This window comes from Streptomyces sp. NPDC032161 (assembly GCF_040636995.1).
Classification (GTDB): domain Bacteria; phylum Actinomycetota; class Actinomycetes; order Streptomycetales; family Streptomycetaceae; genus Streptomyces.
This window is the reverse complement of sequence record NZ_JBEZVN010000004.1, coordinates 395,172-412,384: the sequence shown is the minus strand read 5'-3', so window position 1 is coordinate 412,384 and position 17,213 is coordinate 395,172. Positions and strand designations below refer to the sequence as shown.

16 protein-coding genes are annotated in these 17,213 nt (G+C 70.5%); 5 read left to right on the top strand and 11 right to left on the bottom strand.

What is annotated here, in order from left to right; translation table 11 throughout:
- Positions 1-7: 7 nt before the first annotated feature.
- Positions 8-1,819, top strand: coding sequence for an alpha/beta hydrolase (locus AB0E67_RS14160; RefSeq protein WP_362025472.1), 1,812 nt, complete (start codon positions 8-10; stop codon positions 1,817-1,819).
- Between the two features lie 76 nt (positions 1,820-1,895).
- The gene (locus AB0E67_RS14155; RefSeq protein ID WP_362025469.1) at positions 1,896-2,315 is read left to right on the top strand and encodes a hypothetical protein; all 420 of its coding nucleotides are present in this window, start codon (positions 1,896-1,898) and stop codon (positions 2,313-2,315) included.
- A 365-nt stretch (positions 2,316-2,680) separates the two neighbouring features.
- On the opposite strand, the gene AB0E67_RS14150 is transcribed toward AB0E67_RS14155, so the two are convergent.
- A complete protein-coding gene (locus AB0E67_RS14150) occupies positions 2,681-2,950 on the bottom strand; it encodes a helix-turn-helix transcriptional regulator (protein WP_073782390.1) in 270 nt (89 codons plus the stop codon).
- A 41-nt stretch (positions 2,951-2,991) separates the two neighbouring features.
- Between AB0E67_RS14150 and map the strand changes: the two genes are divergently transcribed.
- Positions 2,992-3,759: a type I methionyl aminopeptidase gene (gene map / locus AB0E67_RS14145; protein ID WP_362025466.1), complete on the top strand. Its 768-nt coding sequence runs from the start codon at positions 2,992-2,994 to the stop codon at positions 3,757-3,759.
- Between the two features lie 59 nt (positions 3,760-3,818).
- On the opposite strand, the gene AB0E67_RS14140 is transcribed toward map, so the two are convergent.
- The gene (locus AB0E67_RS14140) at positions 3,819-4,568 is read right to left on the bottom strand and encodes a glycoside hydrolase family 75 protein (protein ID WP_362025464.1); all 750 of its coding nucleotides are present in this window, start codon (positions 4,566-4,568) and stop codon (positions 3,819-3,821) included.
- A 155-nt stretch (positions 4,569-4,723) separates the two neighbouring features.
- Entirely contained in the window at positions 4,724-6,538 is a 1,815-nt protein-coding gene (gene ggt / locus AB0E67_RS14135; RefSeq protein ID WP_362025461.1) for a gamma-glutamyltransferase, read from the bottom strand.
- A 105-nt stretch (positions 6,539-6,643) separates the two neighbouring features.
- On the opposite strand from ggt, the gene AB0E67_RS14130 reads away from it, so the two are divergent.
- The gene (locus AB0E67_RS14130) at positions 6,644-7,387 is read left to right on the top strand and encodes a hypothetical protein (protein WP_362025459.1); all 744 of its coding nucleotides are present in this window, start codon (positions 6,644-6,646) and stop codon (positions 7,385-7,387) included.
- Positions 7,388-7,442: 55 nt separating this feature from the next.
- On the opposite strand, the gene AB0E67_RS14125 is transcribed toward AB0E67_RS14130, so the two are convergent.
- The 5 genes from AB0E67_RS14125 to AB0E67_RS14105 all read right to left on the bottom strand — a co-directional run bounded on the left by AB0E67_RS14125 (position 7,443) and on the right by AB0E67_RS14105 (position 13,095).
- Positions 7,443-7,985, bottom strand: a complete 543-nt coding sequence (locus AB0E67_RS14125; RefSeq protein WP_362025456.1) for a hypothetical protein — start codon at positions 7,983-7,985, stop codon at positions 7,443-7,445.
- Complete coding sequence (locus AB0E67_RS14120) at positions 7,982-9,430, bottom strand: HAMP domain-containing sensor histidine kinase (RefSeq protein ID WP_362025454.1); 1,449 nt, start codon at positions 9,428-9,430, stop codon at positions 7,982-7,984. Before AB0E67_RS14120 ends, AB0E67_RS14125 begins: the two co-directional genes overlap by 4 nt.
- On the bottom strand, positions 9,427-10,110 hold the full coding sequence (locus tag AB0E67_RS14115; RefSeq protein WP_362025450.1) for a response regulator transcription factor: 684 nt from the start codon (positions 10,108-10,110) through the stop codon (positions 9,427-9,429). Before AB0E67_RS14115 ends, AB0E67_RS14120 begins: the two co-directional genes overlap by 4 nt.
- A gap of 106 nt (positions 10,111-10,216) precedes the next feature.
- Positions 10,217-11,932, bottom strand: a complete 1,716-nt coding sequence (gene murJ, locus AB0E67_RS14110) for a murein biosynthesis integral membrane protein MurJ (RefSeq protein ID WP_362025447.1) — start codon at positions 11,930-11,932, stop codon at positions 10,217-10,219.
- A complete protein-coding gene (locus AB0E67_RS14105; RefSeq protein ID WP_362025444.1) occupies positions 11,929-13,095 on the bottom strand; it encodes a peptidoglycan bridge formation glycyltransferase FemA/FemB family protein in 1,167 nt (388 codons plus the stop codon). The genes murJ and AB0E67_RS14105 overlap by 4 nt, the downstream gene beginning before the upstream one ends.
- A gap of 227 nt (positions 13,096-13,322) precedes the next feature.
- Here AB0E67_RS14105 and AB0E67_RS14100 point away from each other — a divergent pair, with 227 nt between their 5' ends.
- Entirely contained in the window at positions 13,323-14,546 is a 1,224-nt protein-coding gene (locus AB0E67_RS14100) for an Ig-like domain-containing protein (RefSeq protein ID WP_362025441.1), read from the top strand.
- Between the two features lie 225 nt (positions 14,547-14,771).
- On the opposite strand, the gene AB0E67_RS14095 is transcribed toward AB0E67_RS14100, so the two are convergent.
- The 3 genes from AB0E67_RS14095 to AB0E67_RS14085 are packed head-to-tail and all read right to left on the bottom strand — an operon-like array spanning position 14,772 to position 17,213.
- Positions 14,772-15,644, bottom strand: coding sequence for an amino acid ABC transporter permease (locus tag AB0E67_RS14095; RefSeq protein ID WP_362025438.1), 873 nt, complete (start codon positions 15,642-15,644; stop codon positions 14,772-14,774).
- Positions 15,641-16,285, bottom strand: coding sequence for an amino acid ABC transporter permease (locus AB0E67_RS14090; RefSeq protein WP_362025436.1), 645 nt, complete (start codon positions 16,283-16,285; stop codon positions 15,641-15,643). The genes AB0E67_RS14095 and AB0E67_RS14090 overlap by 4 nt, the downstream gene beginning before the upstream one ends.
- Before the next feature lie 16 nt (positions 16,286-16,301).
- The gene (locus AB0E67_RS14085) at positions 16,302-17,213 is read right to left on the bottom strand and encodes a glutamate ABC transporter substrate-binding protein (protein WP_362025433.1); all 912 of its coding nucleotides are present in this window, start codon (positions 17,211-17,213) and stop codon (positions 16,302-16,304) included.

The following is a 17,213-nucleotide window of genomic DNA, read 5'->3' as shown; positions in this document are numbered from 1 at the left end:
CGGAGGCATGGACCTTGCGACCTTGAAGGCGTTCCGGCCGGTGGAGTTCGAGAACGCCGCTGACGGGTACCGCGCGATGGGTGACATGGCAAGTGCGGCGAAGAAGACCATCGACCAGGTGATCTGTTCGGGCATACGTGGCCAACTCGCCGGGCGGGCGGCGGACGCCGCGCTCAGGGAGCTTGCGGAGTTGTCGGGGAACTTCCACTACACACAGATCGAATGCGGTCTGGCGAATACCGCACTGAACGGCTTCGCATTCGACATGGCAGTGGCCAAACGGAAGCTGACCTCGGCGCTCGATGATGCTCAGGCGAGCAACTGCACCGTGAATCCAGACGGGTCGGTCAGCTACCCTGCGGGCCGAAAACCCGGTGCCGAGAAGACCGCCGATGGCGGGACGGTGACTGGGGCGGCCGGGGGGACACCGACCTCCGACGCCCTTGAGCGCCAAGCGGTGAACGTCCACCCGAACCCCCACTACGGCCTCGCGCTGGACTTCGCCGACCGAATCGCGGACGCGCTGAGCGAGGCCACCGAAGCGGATACGAAATGGGCGCCCAGGTTGCGCGGGCTCAAGGCCGACGACGACCTCGTGGTCTCCGACCGGGACTGGACGGACGTGAAGTCCGACACGGGCGATGTGCTCCGGGCCGCCGATCCGTACCTGGACACCGTCAAGGCCCCGCCGAAGGAGGGGACTCCGGAACAGAACGCCGCGTGGTGGAAGAGTCTCACAGCGGAGCAGCACGCCGCCTACCTCTCGGTCCACCCGGCCGACCTCGGGGCCATGAACGGCCTCCCGTCGGACGTTCGTGACGAGGCCAACCGCATGATTCTGGCGGAGACGAGGGCGACGTACCGACTGGAGCTCGACGCCATCCCGAAAGAACCAAACAAGTACGGCCCCAACCCCAGCGGGGGCTCTCCCGCAATCGTGTTCACCGCAGAATGGCAGAAGTGGCAGGACCAGTACGGCGACAGAAAGGCCCGGCTGGAGGGCGTGATGAAGGGAATGGACGCCATCCAGGCCCGCTTCGACCGGACCGGCCATGCCGGGCTGCCCGAGGCATACCTCATCGGCTTCGACCCCACAGGGCTGGGGGACGGAAGAGTCGTCCTCGCCAACGGGAACCCGGACAAGGCCGATCATGTCGGCGTCTACGTCCCCGGCACCTTCTCAAGTCTTGAGTCCATCGGCGACGGAGACGACCACGGCGACCTCGGCCGGGGAGACAGGCTCTGGGCCGAGACCAGTCGTCTCACGCCGGGGCAGAAGGTCTCCACGATCACGTGGTTCGACTACGACGCCCCGGACAGCATCGTTCCGCAGGCGACGCGCGGCCAGTACGCGGAGGAAGGCGGCCCGCGCCTGTACGACTTTCTCCAAGGCAACAGAGAGGCGCAGGAGAGTGCCGACGGAGCACGGGCGCACACCACTGTCATCGGCCACAGCTACGGCAGCACGGTGGTGGGTGTCTCGGCACAGTCCGGAAGCTGGAAGGACCCGGATGCGGTCGACGACTTCGTCTTCGCCGGAAGTCCGGGCGTTCAGGCGGACCACGCGGCGGACCTGGGTGTCGGCGCCGACCACGTGTGGGCGATGGGTGGCCCCTGGGACGACCAGGTGGTTCGGCAGGGCGGCCGTCTGATGGGGCTCGGTGACAACTGGACCATCCCGACCGACGAGTCGTTCGGCGGGCACATCATGAAGAGCGACTCGAGCGGGCACACGGGATTCTGGGACGACAACTCCCTCAGCATCCGCAATCAAGCGGCCGTCATTTCCGGCCAATACGACAAGGCAGAACTTGATTAGACGAGTTTCGGGACTCACTTCTGTTCTGGCAGCCTGTGTGCTGGCTGTTGCGTGTTCGAGCGGGAAAGAGGCGGCAGTGGAGAAGCGCGAAAGCGCGGCGGTTGAGGCGGATGTCGAGCAGACATCCAGTCGAGTCCTCGAAATGCTGGCGCTCAAGGGGAAGGTCACGGAGTCGGGGGCAGCGACGGCACGGTGCTCCGGCTACGACGCCGATGAGCGGGTCTACCGCGCCCGCCACCCATGGAGCGTCTACGGAGCCCCCTTCTCCGACATGCAGAAAGCCATGGACCGCCTGCGCAGCGAGCTCCCACGGAGTGGCTGGCGGATCGTGAAGGACGGTGTGGACGGCAGCGCGGCCAAGAGCCCGCAGATCGTCGCGGAATCCAAGGGGCGCGACTTCTCGCTCGACGTGCGGCTGCACAGAGCGAGCAAGGTCGGGAATGCTCCTGACCTCCTGGAGGTCACTGTCGAGTCGGCCTGCTACCGGGCGAAGTGAGGCGCGGCTCCGCGCCCTCGCCCCCTTCGATCGCAGCCGCGACCTGCCCAGGGGCCGTCCCGCAATCCCTGGCGGGCGCCCGACGACAGCTGCGACACCTCACCGCATTGCCGGAACGCCCGCGTACGTCCCGCATACGGGCGGCCCTCCGGCGTGCGGTGCACCACACCACACCCGGCTCCGCGCGCCGATCCGTCATGGATCACGGGACAGCCCTTGGTCGATGCCGCTCCCGAGCGTCCACGGGCTCCTCTCAGCATGCCGCTGCCCGCCGCATGCCGCTGCCCGCCGCATGCGGCGCCCACCGGGCGGGACCGGCTCCGGCCTCGGAGGGCCGCCGGGCCGGAGGGGTCGGGAGGGACCGCCTACCCGGCCAGCGGCACCGCGTCCGGTTCCGGGGCGCAGCGGGCGAGGAGGTCGTCCAGGGAGAGTCCGAGGGCGCCGGCCAGGGCCGCGACGGTGAAGAAGGCAGGGGTCGGGGCGCGGCCCGTCTCGATCTTGCGCAGCGTCTCGGCGGAGATGCCGGCGCCCGCCGCGATCTCGACCATGCTGCGTCCGCCGCGCGCCTCACGGAGCAGTGCTCCGAGGCGTTCGCCGCGGCGGCGTTCCTCCGGGGTCAGGGGCGTTCGTACCATGCCGTCATTCTAATACCGCTCGGACCGGTATAGTAATTGGCATGGTGAAGCTGAAGACAGACACATCCATCCAGGCCATGCGCGAGAGCGGCCGGGTCGCGGCCCGGCTGCTGACGGACGTACGGGCAGCGGCGACGGTCGGCGTCTCGTTGCGGGAGCTGGACGAGGTGGCCCGGGGGGTGCTCCGCGAGGCGGGCGCCGGGTCGCCCTTCCTGAACTACCGGCCGCATTTCGCTCCCACCCCGTTCCCCGCCGTGATCTGCGCATCGGTCAACGACGCGATCGTGCACGGCATCCCGACCGACCAGCGACTGCGGGACGGCGATCTGGTGAGCATCGACGCGGGCGCGACGCTCGACGGTTGGGCGAGCGACTCCGCGATCAGTTTCACCGTCGGGCGCGCCCGGTCCGAGGACACCCGGCTGATCGACACCGCGTTCGCGGCGCTGGACGCGGGGATCGCGGCGGCGGTCGTCGGCAACCGGATCGGGGACATCGCGCACGCGATCGGCACGGTGTGCCGCAAGGCCGGTTACGGCATTCCGGAGGGGTTCGGCGGTCATGGCGTGGGGCGGTCCATGCACGAGGACCCGGCCGTCCCCAACGAGGGGCGGCCGGGTCGCGGCATGCCGTTGCGGCACGGAATGGTGCTGGCCATCGAGCCGATGCTGATCGGCGGCGGCGTGGACACCTTCCGCGAGGACCGGGACGGCTGGACGCTGCGCACCACGGACGGCTCCCGTGCGGCGCACGCCGAGCACACCGTGGCCATCACCGACGACGGTCCGCGCATCCTGACCGCGTTGTGACCCCGCACCCGTTCCCGTACCCGTTCCCGGCCCCGGCGCGTGCCGGCGCCGGGGGAGCGCTAGTTGTTCTGGATGAACTGCTTGGCGAGCGCCTCGCCCGCCGTGACGGCGGCGCTGTGGCTCTCGATCGGCGACGCCTTGGAGTCCTTGAACAGGATGTAGGTGACGCCCGACTCGGCGCCGCCGGTCTCCGGATCGGGATCGATGCCGAGCGCCTTGGCGGTGGCGTACGAGGCCTCACCGATGATCTTGCTGGGGCCGGTGTCGCCGACGACGGCGTACTCGACCTTGTTGTTGTAGATGACGGCGACGATGCCACCGCCCTTGATCCCCGCGTTGCTGTAGTTCCAGATGCTGCTGCTGCTCGGTACGACCACGTACGGCAGCTTCTCGGCGTTCAACGGCTTGTCGTCGGAGGTGTGGAACGCCGTGTCGGGCTGGAACCACGGGTCGGTGTCCTCGTTGCACGCGGCGGTGATCTGGCCGTCGCAGTCGATGTCCATGTCGGCCTTCCAGAACACGGCACCGTTCTTGCCGCAGACCGGTACGGTCGCCGAACTCTCTTCGTCCGTACGGTACTTGCCGTTGGATATCTGCGAGCACGAGGTGACCTTGGCCAGCAGGTCGGCCGCGCTGACGGAGCCCTCCTCGACCCCCGCACCGGTCACCGCGGCGGCGGAGCCCGCGCGGGAGGCGACAGGGGCGGACGCGGCGTCCGGCGCGGGGCGGGCCTCGGCGGCCGACGACAGCGCGGCGGTCGCGAACAGGGCTACGACGGATGCGGAGAGGGCGAGCGTTCGAGTACGCACAGGGGGGTGGCCCTTCTATTAGGAAACTTTCCTTACCGACGCCGCAAAGATGGACCCGAAGCCATGCCCCCGTCAAGACTGCGGGGCCGTTTCGCCACCCAACGGATGTGACCAAACGGCCCCGCAGTAAGTTCTATTGACGGAACGTCAGAGGTTCAGAGGCTTCCGGCGGGCCGGACGACCATCGCCGACCCGCCTCCCCTGCGCACCTTCTCCGCCGCCGCCAGCCACCGGCCGTCCGGGAGGCGTTGCACGCCCGTCGCCGCCCCGATCTCCGGGTTGGGCTTGAAGACGTGCCCCAGGGCCTCCAGGCGTGCCCGCACCGGACTGTTCCAGAGCCCCGGTTCGAGTTCCGTGGCCGCCGCGTTGCGCTGGCTGGCGCGCGGCGCCGCGATGGCCTCGACGAGCGGCAGTCCGCGATCGACGGTGCCGATGAGCGACTGCAGCACGGTCGTGATGATCGTGGCACCGCCCGGAGAGCCCAGGGCCAGCACCGGTCGGCCGTCCTTGACCACGATCGTCGGGGAGATGGAGGACCTGGGCCGCTTGCCCGGACCGGGCAGGTTGGGGTCGTGGACGGCCGGGGAGGCCGGTGCGAACGAGAAGTCCGTCAGTTCGTTGTTGAGCAGGAAGCCACGCCCGGGGACGGTGATGCCGCTGCCGCCCGTCTGCTCGATCGTGAGGGTGTAGGCGACGATGTTGCCCCACTTGTCGGCCGTCGTCAGGTGGGTGGTGTTCTCGCCCTCGTACGTCGTCGGGGCCGCCGGTCCCCCGCTCCGGCAGCCGGACGACGGATGCCTCGGGTCCCCCGGGGCGAGCGGGCTGGTCAGCACCGCGTCGTCCTTGATCAGGCAGGCCCGCGAGTCCGCGAAGCGCTGCCGCAGCAGTTCCCGCGTCGGTACGTCCTCGAACGCCGGGTCGCCGACCCACCGGCCCCGGTCGGCGAACGCGATCCGGCTCGCCTCGATGAAGCGGTGCAGGTACTGCGTCTCGGTCGCCCTCGAAAGGTCCGTGCCCTCAAGGATGTTGAGCGCCTCGCCGACGGTCGTGCCACCGGACGAGGAGGGCGCCATGCCGTACACGTCCAGGCCCCGGTAGCGGACCTTCGTCGGGGCCTGGCGCAGCACACGGTACGAACGCAGGTCCTTGGCGGTGAGGTCGCCCGGGCGCACGGCCCTGGAGGCTCCCGGATCCACCGGCGGCCTGCGCACGGTGCGTACGATGTCGTCGGCCACCTCGCCCCGGTACAGCTCGCCGACACCCTCGCGGCCCACCAGCTCGTAGGTGCGCGCCAGGTCCGGGTTCTTGAAGACGGAACCGACCACCGGCAGTCGGCCGCCCGGCAGGAAGAGCTTCCGGGTCGCCGGGAAGTCCGCGAACCTGGCCTGGTTCGCCTCGGTCTGCGAGCGGAAGGTGCCGTCGACGACGAAGCCGTTCCTGGCGAGCCGTACGGCCGGTTTCAGCACCTCCCGCAGCGACTTGCTGCCCCAGGCGTCGAGTGCGGCGGCCCAGGTGGCGGGGGTGCCGGGGGTGCCCACGCTCAGCCCGCTGGTGACGGCGTCGTCGAAGGCGATCGGTTTGCCGTTCTCCAGGAACAGTGAGGAGTCGGCGCTGCGCGGGGCGGTCTCCCGGCCGTCGATCGTCTCCACGGTGTGTTTCCTGGCGTCGTAGTGGACGAAGTAGCCGCCGCCCCCGAGCCCTGACGAGTACGGTTCGCTCACGCCCAGCGCGGCGGCCGTCGCCACCGCGGCGTCCACCGCGTTGCCGCCCTTGCGGAGCACCTCGATCCCGGCGGCCGAGGCGTCCGCGTCGACGCTGGCGACCGCCCCTCCGTAGCCCACCGCCACCGGCGACTTGGGGGTCGGCGCGTGGGGCGGTGCCGACGAGGACGACGGGGCGGCCGCCCCGATCGTGGCGACGGCGGCGAGCACCGCCGTCAACGACACTTTCCGTGCGAGGGATCGTCGCATGCGCACCTCCGGTGAAGGATTGTCCGCCGCAGGGTAGCGCCGCTCCGCCCATGCCGTCAGGAGCGCCGTGGGCCCGGTCGCACACGAGCGCTAACATGCCCGCCCATGAACGACGACGTACGCGACATCGTCCTCGGCGTGATGGCCACCGGCGTCAGCGCCTCGCTGGGCTGGATCGCCCGCACCTGGCTCTGGCGCCGCAAACTCCGGCGCAAACAGGCGTTCTTCGGCCTGCCGGGCAACTCCGAGTGCCTGCTCGTGGTCAACCGCGAGGCGGGTGGCGACGGTGCCGTCCACCGCCACGACGTCTTCGCCCTCCTCGAACTCTCGGCACTCATCAAGGACTGTTCGGCGCACGCCCAGATCATGTCGCACGACGTCGCACAGCAGGGCTTCGGGGAACGCACCGAGTTCTGCGTCGGCGGGCCGGTGTCCAACCGTCGGATGGCAGCCCATCTGCATTCGCTGCTGCCCGGCGTACGGATCAACACCGATCCCGAACCCGGCCCGGACCGGGGCGCGTTCCAGATAGGCACGGAACGCCACCGGGCGGAGAAGGGGGTCGCCGAGCACGTGCTGCTGGCCAGGCTGTCGGTAGGTCAGGACGCCCGCCCGGTCTTTCTGTTCTGCGGTCAGCAGGCGATCACCAATCAGGCGGCCTCCCGCTATCTGGCCCGCAATCACGAGAAGCTGGCCCGCAAGTACGGGAACAACACGTTCTGTCTGCTGCTGAAGGTGGTCAACTCCCATGCGTACGGCCCCGACGTGGTGGAGCTGGTCGCCGATGTCACCAGGGCCGCGCAGTCGCCCGTCCCCGCGCCGCGCACCTCGCACCGGGCGACCGGCTGAACTCCGGGCCACCGGCCGAGCACCGGGCGGCCGGCCGGGGAGGCGGGCGCCGTCCTCACAGGGAGCAGTGGTCCGGCCCGATGGTCCCGTCGGTACCGGACACCCGTACCGCCACCGCGCGGCCCGAGGTGAGTGCCTGAGCGGCCGTGCAGATCAGCTGCTGCCGGGCGATGCCGGACAGCTCCCCGACCGGTGTGCTCAGCCGGACCAGCACCCCGTCCGGCCCCAGGGTCAGGCTCGGGATCGACATGCCATCGGCGTGCGGCAGTTCGGTGCGCAGGCCCGCGGCGGTCTCGGTCTTGTCGGGGCCGCCGAAGAGCATGGCGATCGCCTTGTCGGAGCCGCGCCACGCGCGCACCGCCCCCGCGCTGTCGGGCCGGTCATGGACCGTCAGGTCGACCGGCCGCACGACGGGCATCAGGCGTTTCGCGGGCGGCGGGGACACGAAGTAGAGCAGGGTGCCCTGTTCGCGTCCCGGCGCCACCTCCACGGTCGCCGGATCACCGACCTCGACGATCTCGGTCTCCTGTATGCCGCACCCGCCCGTCGCCACCACCACGAGGGGCAGCAGCAGGGCAGGCAGTCGTACGCGCCTCACGTCCCCTCCAACGGCAGTTCCACGGTGAGGACGGCCCCTCCCCCGGGTCCGTTGGCCGCGCGCACGGTACCGCCGTGCAGCCGTACGTTCTCCTGGGTGATCGCCAGCCCGAGTCCGCTGCCCGCCGACCGGGTGCGGGCCGCGTCGGCCTTGTAGAACCGGTCGAAGATGTGCGGCAGGACCGCGGGGTCGATGCCCGGCCCGCTGTCCGCGACCTCGGTCACCAGCCACCGCTCCGCACCCCGCCGCTCCGTCCGCAGCCGTACGGTGACGGGCGACGAGCCGTGCCGCAGCGCGTTGCCGACCAGGTTGGCCACGACGATGTCGAAGCGGCGCGGATCGAGCATCGCCCGTACACCGTCGGCGAGTTCGGCGTCGACCCGGTCCTGCCAGTGGCGGTTCTGCAGGGTCTTGCGGATGGTCTCGGCGACGTCCACCTCGTCGAGATGGAGGTCGGCGGCCTTCGCGTCGAACCGGGAGATCTCCATCAGGTCCTCGACGAGGGTGGCGAGCTTCCCGGTCTCGACGCTGATCAGCCGCACGGCCGCGGCGGTGTCGGCGTTCAGCTGCGCGGCGTCCTCGTCGAGCACCTCGGTGACCGCGAGCATCCCGGCGAGCGGGGTGCGCAGTTCGTGCGACACGTCGGAGGCGAAGCGTCTGGCCCGCACCTCCGCCCGCTGGAGTTCCGCCACCGACTCCTGGAGTTTCGTCGACGACTCGTTGAACGTGCGGGCGAGTTCGGCGAGTTCGTCCGACCCCTTGACCTCGATACGGGTGTCGAGCTCTCCCCTGCCGATGCCGGCCGCGGCCCGTTCCAGGTCGCGCACCGGGCGCAGCACACTGCGGGCGGCGAGCAGGGCGGGGATCACCGCGATCGCCAGTGCGGGCAGGGCTCCGTCGCGGGCCGCGGTGACCATGGCGGCGACATTGGCCTCCTCCGTGGTGAGCGGCATCACGGCGTACAGGACGAGGCCGGTGGGCTGCCGTCCGTCGCCCCGGTCGAAGAGCGCGGGCATGCCCACGGTCAGCCAGGGATCCCCGTCCTTGACGACGCGCTGGAACGAGCCGTGCGTGCTGCCCCGGGCGGCCTCGCGCAGAGCGGGTGTGATCACGTCGGAGGTGGGCCGGTCCGTCGAGGAGACCTTGATGTCCCCGTACTCGGCGAAGACCCGCCAGGTGTGCGGCTTGCCCTCCCTGGCCAGGGACTGGCAGGCCCGGCGCAGGTGCTCGCGCTCCACGGGGAGGGTCATGGCCAGGGTGCCGATCCGGTCGCGGAACTGGTCCACGGCGGTGTCCTGGGCCTGCTGGAGGATGGCGGAGCGGGCCTCGCGGTAGGTCAGGGTCGCGGTGGTGACGGCGCTGATCGCGGCGACCAGGAGGAAGGCCGCGACGAGCCGGGTACGCAGCCCGGACCGGGTGGGTCGAAGAACGGGGCGCAGTCTCATTCGAGCGGCCCGAAACGGTAACCGAAGCCGCGGACGGTCTGGATGTAGCGGGGACTGCCCGCCACGTCCTCGATCTTCTGCCTCAGCCGTCGTACGCAGGCGTCGACCAGCCGGGCGTCCCCGTGGTAGCTGTGCTCCCAGACGTATTCGAGGAGCTGTTGCCTGCTGAAGACCTGCTCGGGCGAGGCGGAGAGGTGCAGGAGCAGCTTCAGTTCGGAGGGGGCGAGCAGGAGCCGCTGCCCGGCCTTGGCGACGGAGAGCCCGGCGCGGTCGATGGCGAGCTCGCCGTGGAACTCGATGCCGTCGCGGCCCGCGGGTTCGGCGAGCCTGCGCAGTACGGCGCGGATCCGCGCCTCGATCACCTCGGTGCGGGCGGGCTTGACGATGTAGTCGTCGGCCCCGGCCTCCAGGCCGACGACCACGTCGAAGTCGTCCCCGCGCGCCGTGAGCATGATGATCGGCAGCTGGCTGGTGTCCCGTATCCGGTGGCAGACCTGGACCCCGTTCATCCCGGGCAGCATCAGGTCGAGGAGGACCAGCTCGGGCCGGAACTCCGCCAGGGCCGCCAGCCCCTCCTCGCCGGTCTCGACGCCCCGCAGCTCATGACCGCGCCGCCGCAGCCCCAGCTCGACCCCTTCCCGTACGGAGGGGTCGTCTTCGATCAGGAGCACGCGAGGCATGGCAGCAGTATCCCAGCGATCAGGGAGTGGATTCGAACCGACGAACGCTTCACACGGTCGTCATGCACGTCGGAGCCGGCCCGGGCCCGTGCGGCCCGGGCGGGCTTCAGGTGCGTCGGAGCCGGCCCCGGGCCGCCGCGAGGGCGGTGCCGATCTCCCGCAGCCGCAGCGGCCGGGCCAGCAGCACGAACGTGAGCAGGAGCACGACGGTCCCCGCCCCCACCGCGGCGAAGTCGCCGAGCCCGTCGCAGGCGCGGGCGGTCGCGTGGCCCAGCAGCCCGGCCGGCATCCCCGCGACCACCAGTCGTATCTGTGCCCACAGCCCCGGCGACCTCAGCAGCGAGGCCGTGCCGAGACCCTTGCCCGGGACGGCCCCGGCTCGCGTGTCCGGGACTCCCCCGGCGCCGGGCGCGGAGATCCTGCGGTGCAGCACGTACGCGGTGACGCCGAAGCCCGCGAACAGGGCCACCGTGTACGCCCCGGCCATGCCCGTCACGGCCCAGCGGACCGGCAGCAGCAGGTACGCGGCGACGGACAGCCCGGCGTTGAGGGCGGCGATCACCAGATTGAGGAGGAAGGGGGTGCGGGTGTCGCTCATCGCGTAGAACGCGCGCGAGAGCACGTACTGGCCGGAGTAGGCGATCAGACCCGGCGCGAACGCCGCCATCATGCCCGCCATGACCGCGATGTCGGCGTCGCTGGTGCGCCCGTACCCGTACACGGCGCCCATCACCCACGGCGCCAGCGCGAACAGCACGGTCACCGCGGGCACCACGACCGCGGCCGAGGTCCGCAGGGCGTACGAGACGTCGCTGCGCACCCCCGCCAGGTCGCCCTCGGCCGCGGCCCGGCTCATCCGGGGCATGAGGGCGGTGACCAGCGAGACGGTCACGATGCCATGCGGCACGACCCACAGCTGGTAGGCGTAGCTGTACGCCGTGTAGCCGGGCCCGCCCGCCACATGCTGTTCCACGGCGTGCTGGCCGGTGGCGGTGGACAGCCGCGTGACCACCCAGTAGGCGATCTGGTTGGTGAGCACGAGCAGGACGAGCCAGCCCGCCGCGCGCAGCGGGCGCGTCAGTCCGCTGCCCCGCCAGTCGAACCGCGGCCGCCAGCGGAACCTCGCGGCGCGCAGCGAGGGCAGCAGGGCGAGCGTCTGCACGACGATCCCGGCGGTCGTGCCCCAGCCGAGCCAGCGGGCCTGCGTGGCACTCAACGTGCCGTCGGAGCCCGCCGCGACGGCCAGGTAGATCCCGAACACCGCGATGATCACGAGGTTGTTGAGGACCGGGGTCCACATCATCGCGCCGAACCGGTCGCGGGCGTTGAGGACTTGGCCCAGGAGTGTGAACAGGCCGTAGAAGAGGATCTGCGGCAGGCAGTAGCGGGTCAGGGCGATGGTCAGCTCGGCCTGTTCGCCGTGGTAGCCGGGGGCGTAGAGCGAGACGATCCAGGGTGCGCCGACGACGGTGAGCGCCGTGAGGACGAGCAGCCCGGTCGTGCAGACGGTGAGCAGCCGGTCGGTGTACGCGGCTCCGCCGTCGGCGTGGTTCTTGGCGGCACGCACCAGTTCGGGGACGAACACGGCGTTGAGCGCGCCGCCGATGAGCAGCATGTAGAGGATGTTCGGCACGGTGTTGGCGACGGTGTATCCGTCGGCCTGGAGTCCGGTGCCGAGTGCGGCGACGACGACGGCGGAGCGGACGAAGCCGGTGGCCCGGGACACGAGGGAGCCGGACGCCATGAGGGCGCCGCTGCGCAGCACCGAGCCCGAGCCGCGCTCCGGGGTCTTCGCGGGGTGTGTGGTGGCGGCGGCCGTCATCGGCGGGCCATGTAGCTCTGGAACGCCCGGTACAGGGCGTTGTTGGTGGCTCCGCCCACCGATGCCTCCCACTCTCCGAGGGTCTCGACGACCTGCCCGCCGGTGCCGAGCTTCCAGCGCAGCAGTCCGAAGGGGCGGTCGTCGGGGTCAAGGGTGGAGGGTACCCCGCGCATGTCGTGCACATCGGCGCCGAGGGCGTGGGCGTCCAGCATCATCTTCCACTGGAGCGCGTTGCTGGGACGGACCTCGCGGCGGTGGTCGGCGGAGGCGCCGGTCTGGTACCAGACCCGCCGGCCGGCGCTGATCATGGTGTGGGCGGCCAGGATCTCGCCCTGGTGGACGGCGAGGTAGAGCCTCATGCGGCCGGGGTGTTCGGCGTTGAGCACGGCGTACTGCCGCTGGTAGTAGGCGAGGGAACGGCCGAGGCGGAAGCCGTCGCGTTCCTCGGTGATCCGCAGCAGCCGGTGGAATTCGGGGAGTTCGGCCGCGGTGCCGATGACGACGCGCACCCCGGCCTTCTCGGCCTTGCGGACGTTGCGGCGCCATTCCTGGTTGAGCCCGGACCACAGGTCATCGGGGGTCCGTCCGGTGAGCGGCACCCGGAAGACGTAGCGGGGCTGCGCGTCGGCGTCCTCGCCCGTGTCGCCTCCGCAGCGGCGCCAGCCCCGGGCCCGGAGGCGTTCGGCGACGGCGGTGCCGAGCGGGTCGACCTCGGTGGCGAGTACGTCACCGATCCTGCGGCCCGGGCCGGTGGCCGCCTTGAGGCGGGCGGCGTCCCAGCGGCGGTACGCGGGCGAGGGACCGATCCTGACGGCGAAGGCGCCGGCCCTTCGCAGATGCGTCATGAGCGGGTCCAGCCAGCGGTCGATGCCGGGGTCGGCCCAGTCGGCCACCGGCCCCTCGGGAAGGTAGGCGAAGTACTTCCGGGTTCCGGGGAGTTGGCGGTACAGGACCAGTGCGGCCCCGGCCTGTTCGCCAAGGTCGTCGTGCCAGCCGATCGTCTCGGCGGCCCATTGGTCCTTCACCCCGGCCCAGGACGGGTGCTGCAGGAAGCTCGCGTCGGGGCGGGTGGCCAGGAAGGCCCGGTGTTCGTCGGCGGTCAGGACGCGTATCCGCGATTCCCGGTCACGGCCGCGGTCCTCGGCGGCGAGCAGCGCTGACATGTTTCGTGGCCCTCCCTGTTTCCGCCCCGCTCGTCGGCTTCGCAGGGCGAGAAGGATGCTCACAGCGGTCCGTGACCGTGCCGAGCGGCGTATGTGACCGGACGATGACCGTTGCGCTGCGACCGATGTCACACAGGGGATTTCCCAGTTTTCGACCGATTTGCGGAACCTATCGTCGGATGCGCACCTCTTCCCTCATCGAAAAGCACTGCCCTGGAGGTCCTCCCTTGTTGTCCGCACGCCGGCGCATCCGCCGCACGTCACCGCTCGCCCGCCCCGCCCGGCTCACCCTGATCGCCGGGGCCATGGTGCTGGGCCTCTCCCTCACCGCCTGCAACGGAGCGTCCGCGTCGGACTCCGGGACTGACTCGGGGAAGGGCACCGGGAACGCGCCCGCGCACGAAACCAGGATCTCGGTGAACCTCCGAGGCTCCGGCGCCGCCCCCGGACAGCCGGTGAAGGTGACCGTGGACGCGGGGAAGCTGAAGGCGGTCACGGTGCGCGCGGACGGGGGCGACGCACTCACCGGCCGGATATCGGCGAACGGGCGGACCTGGACGTCGGACCGGCCGGCCGCACCCGGCACCGCGTACCGGGTCGAGGCACGGGACACCGGGGGTGGCAGCGCCGAGGCCCGGTTCACCACCGCCGCGGCGGACAAGGTCAACAAGCTCACCCTGGTCCCCGGCAAGAACACCACGGTCGGCATCGCCCAGCCGCTGTCGATCGTCTTCGACAACCCGGTGAAGAACCGGGCCGCGGTCGAGAAGGCGCTGAAGGTCACCACCTCGAACAACACCGAGGGCTCCTGGGGCTGGCTGCGGGACTACTCCGGCCGCGACCGTGTCGACTGGCGCCCCGAGCAGTACTGGAAGTCCGGTACGAAGGTCACGCTCGACGCCGCTCTCAACGGTGTCGACTCGGGCCCTTCCGGCGGCTGGTTCGTGCGCGACTACCGCACCACGTTCAGCATCGGCGCCCACCAGGTGGTCAAGGTCGACCTCGACCGGCACCGGCTGGCCCTGAAGCGGGACGGGAAGACCGTGCTGGACGTGCCCATGTCGGCCGGTACCCCGGGCGGCGTGAAGGCCTCGTGGCGCGGAACGGCCGTACTGATGTCCAAGGAGGGCACGATCAACATGCGTTCGGAGACGGTCGGCCTGGGCGACGCCTACGACAAGATGGTCGACTCGTCGATGCGGCTGACCTGGTCGGGGATGTACGCCCACGCCGCCCCGTGGAACGCCGCCTACTTCGGGGTGGCCAACCGCAGTTCGGGCTGTGTCGGGATGAGCGACGCGAACGCCGCCGAGCTGTACCGGCAGGTGCGCGTCGGCGACCCCTTCGAGATCACCGGCGCGGACGCCAAGGGCACGGTCGCCGAGGGCAACGGGTACGGGAACTGGAACGTGTCCTGGGCCGACTGGCGCGCCAAGAGCGCGCTGAGGTGAGCCGGGCACCGGCGCCGCGCCGCCCCGTCGCACGAGATCGGCCCCACCGTGCGCGGGGAGCGGCCCGACCGGCTCGCAGCTGACCTTCTCCTCGGCCGCGGCGGACCCGACGCAACACGCGCACATGCGCGCGTGCGTACGGGTCCGTCCCGTGCGCGAGGAGTGATCACCGGCTGCCGCCGGACGGGTACCGCTCCTCGGGAGCCGCCTCACGGCGGTTCCCGGCTACCGCACTCCCGGCAGCACCGTTCCCGGTTCGGCCGGGGCCACCTCCACCGCCTTCGTCTTCGGGCTGCGCCGCTCCTGCCTGGCCACCCAGGTCGCGAACCAGGAGAGCAGCATGCACAGCCCGATGTAGATCGGCGAGATCACCATCACCACGGGGATGAAGGGAAGATCGTAGTCGAGATTGGACGCGATGAGCTTGCCCGCGTGGAGAAACTCCTCATACGTGATCAGAAAGCCGAGCGAGGTGTCCTTCAGCGCCACCACCAGCTGGCTGATGATCGTGGGCAGCATGGCGCGCACCGCCTGCGGGGCCAGCACGTACGTGGTGACCTGGGTCTTGCGCATCCCGAGTGCGTACGCCGCCTCGCGCTGGCCGCGGTCCACGGAGTTGATCCCGGTACGGAACACCTCGGCGAGCACCGAGCCGTTGTACAGGGCCAGCCCGGTGACCAGCGCGGTCAGCGGCTGCGCCTTCAGCGCCACGAAGACGAAGAAGATCATCACCAGTACGGGCATGGCCCGGAAGAACTCGACGAGCAGCGTCGAGACCCAGCGCACCGCCCGGTGGTCGGAGAGCCTGCCGACGGCGAGCACCGCCCCGAGCGCGAGGGAGAGCACCGCGGCGTACGCGAACGCCTTGAGGGTGTTGCCCAGGCCACGCAGCAGGAGTTCCTGAATTCCCTTGTACGCGAAGGGTGTCCATTTGGCCCCGCTGAACTGTCCGGTGTCGAGGAGCAGGAAGACGATCCAGCCGGCGGCGGCGAGGATCAGGGTCGTCGAGACGATCCCGTACGTGCGGTGGCGCCTGCGGGCGGCGGGTCCCGGGACGTCGTAGAGGGCGGTCGAGGCCGGCGCGGTACGGGTGGTCATCGGGCGACTCCCCAGCGCTTCTCCATCACGTTGAAGAGCGCACTGATGGACAGGGTGATGATCAGGTAGCCGACGGCGATCCAGACGAAGCTCCAGATGATGCTGTATCCGAGCTCGTTGAGGGTCTTGTAGGTGCCGAGGAGCTCGATGACGCTGAACGCCCCGGCGATCGCGGAGTTCTTGGCGAGGGCGATGAGCGTCGAGCCGATCGGCGGGATCACCGAGCGGAACGCCTGCGGCAGCACGATGTGGTTGAGCGTCTGGCCGAAGGTCATGCCGAGGCTGCGGGCCGCCTCCCCCTGTCCCTGGGGCACGGTGTTGATGCCGGAGCGCAGCACCTCGCAGATGAACGCGGAGGTGTAGCAGCCGAGCGCGAGGACCGCGAAGACCTTGAAGGGGAGCACCAGGCCGAAGCGCGGCAGTCCGAGCAGGACGGCGAAGAAGAGCAGGGTCAGCGGGGTGTTGCGCAGCACCGTCACCCATGCCATGCCGAGCACCCGCAGCGAGCCGACGGGCGCCACCCGGCAGGAGGCCATGACGAAGCCGAGCAGCAGGGCCAGGGCGGAGGAGTAGACGGTCAGTTCGACGGTACCGAGGAAGCCCTTGCCGTACAGCGAGAAGTTGTGCGTGAGTACGTCCATGTCGTGTCCCGTCCTCTCAGCCGGCCGGGTAGCGGTCGATGGGCGGCGGGGTCGGCGCGGGCGTTCCGGACAGACCGAGCGTGGCCTCGAACGCCTTCTTCCAGTTGCCGTTGCGCTCGTTGGCCGCCAGGGCGTCGTCGATGGCGAACCGCAGCGCGTTGTCGCTCCGCGGGACGCCGATGCCGTACGGCTCCCTCGAGAACGGCTTGCCGACCACCTTCAGCTCGTCGGGCGCCTTGGCCGCGAAACCGAGCAGGATCGCGTCGTCGGTGGTGACGGCGTCGACCTGGTAGGTGAGCAGGTTGTCGACGCAGATCGAGTACGTGTCGTAGGAGACCAGGACCGCCTTCGGGTATTCGGCGGCGATGCGCTGGTACGGGGTCGATCCCGCCGCCGAGCAGACCGTCCTCCCGGCCAGGTCCTGGGGACCGTGGATGTCGTGCTCGTCGGTGCGCACGAGCAGCGACTGGCCGGCCATGTAGTAGGGCCCGGCGAAGCCGACGAGCTTCTTGCGCAGGTCGTTGATGGTGTAGGTGCCGACGTAGAAGTCGATCTGGCCGTTCTGCAGCGCCGTCTCGCGGTTGGCGGAGGCGATGGTCTGGAAGCGGATGGTCTTCGGGTCGAAGCCGAGCGAGGCGGCCGTCATCCGGGCGATCTCGATGTCGAATCCGGAGTAGGTTCCGGTGGCCGGGTCCTTCTCGCCGAGGTACGGCTGGTCCTCCTTGGCCCCGACCCGCAGAAAGCCGCGCTTCCTCGCCGCGGTCCAGGTCGGCGACTGGGGAAGCCGGAAGGCGGTGTCGACCCGGTAGACGGGCAGCTGTTCGGGCCTCGGCCCCTTCACCGGCGGGCTGCCCTCCTTCCCGCATCCGGCGGCCAGCACGGCCAGCAGGAGACCGGCGCAGGCGGCCAGAACTCTTCTCGTACGCAA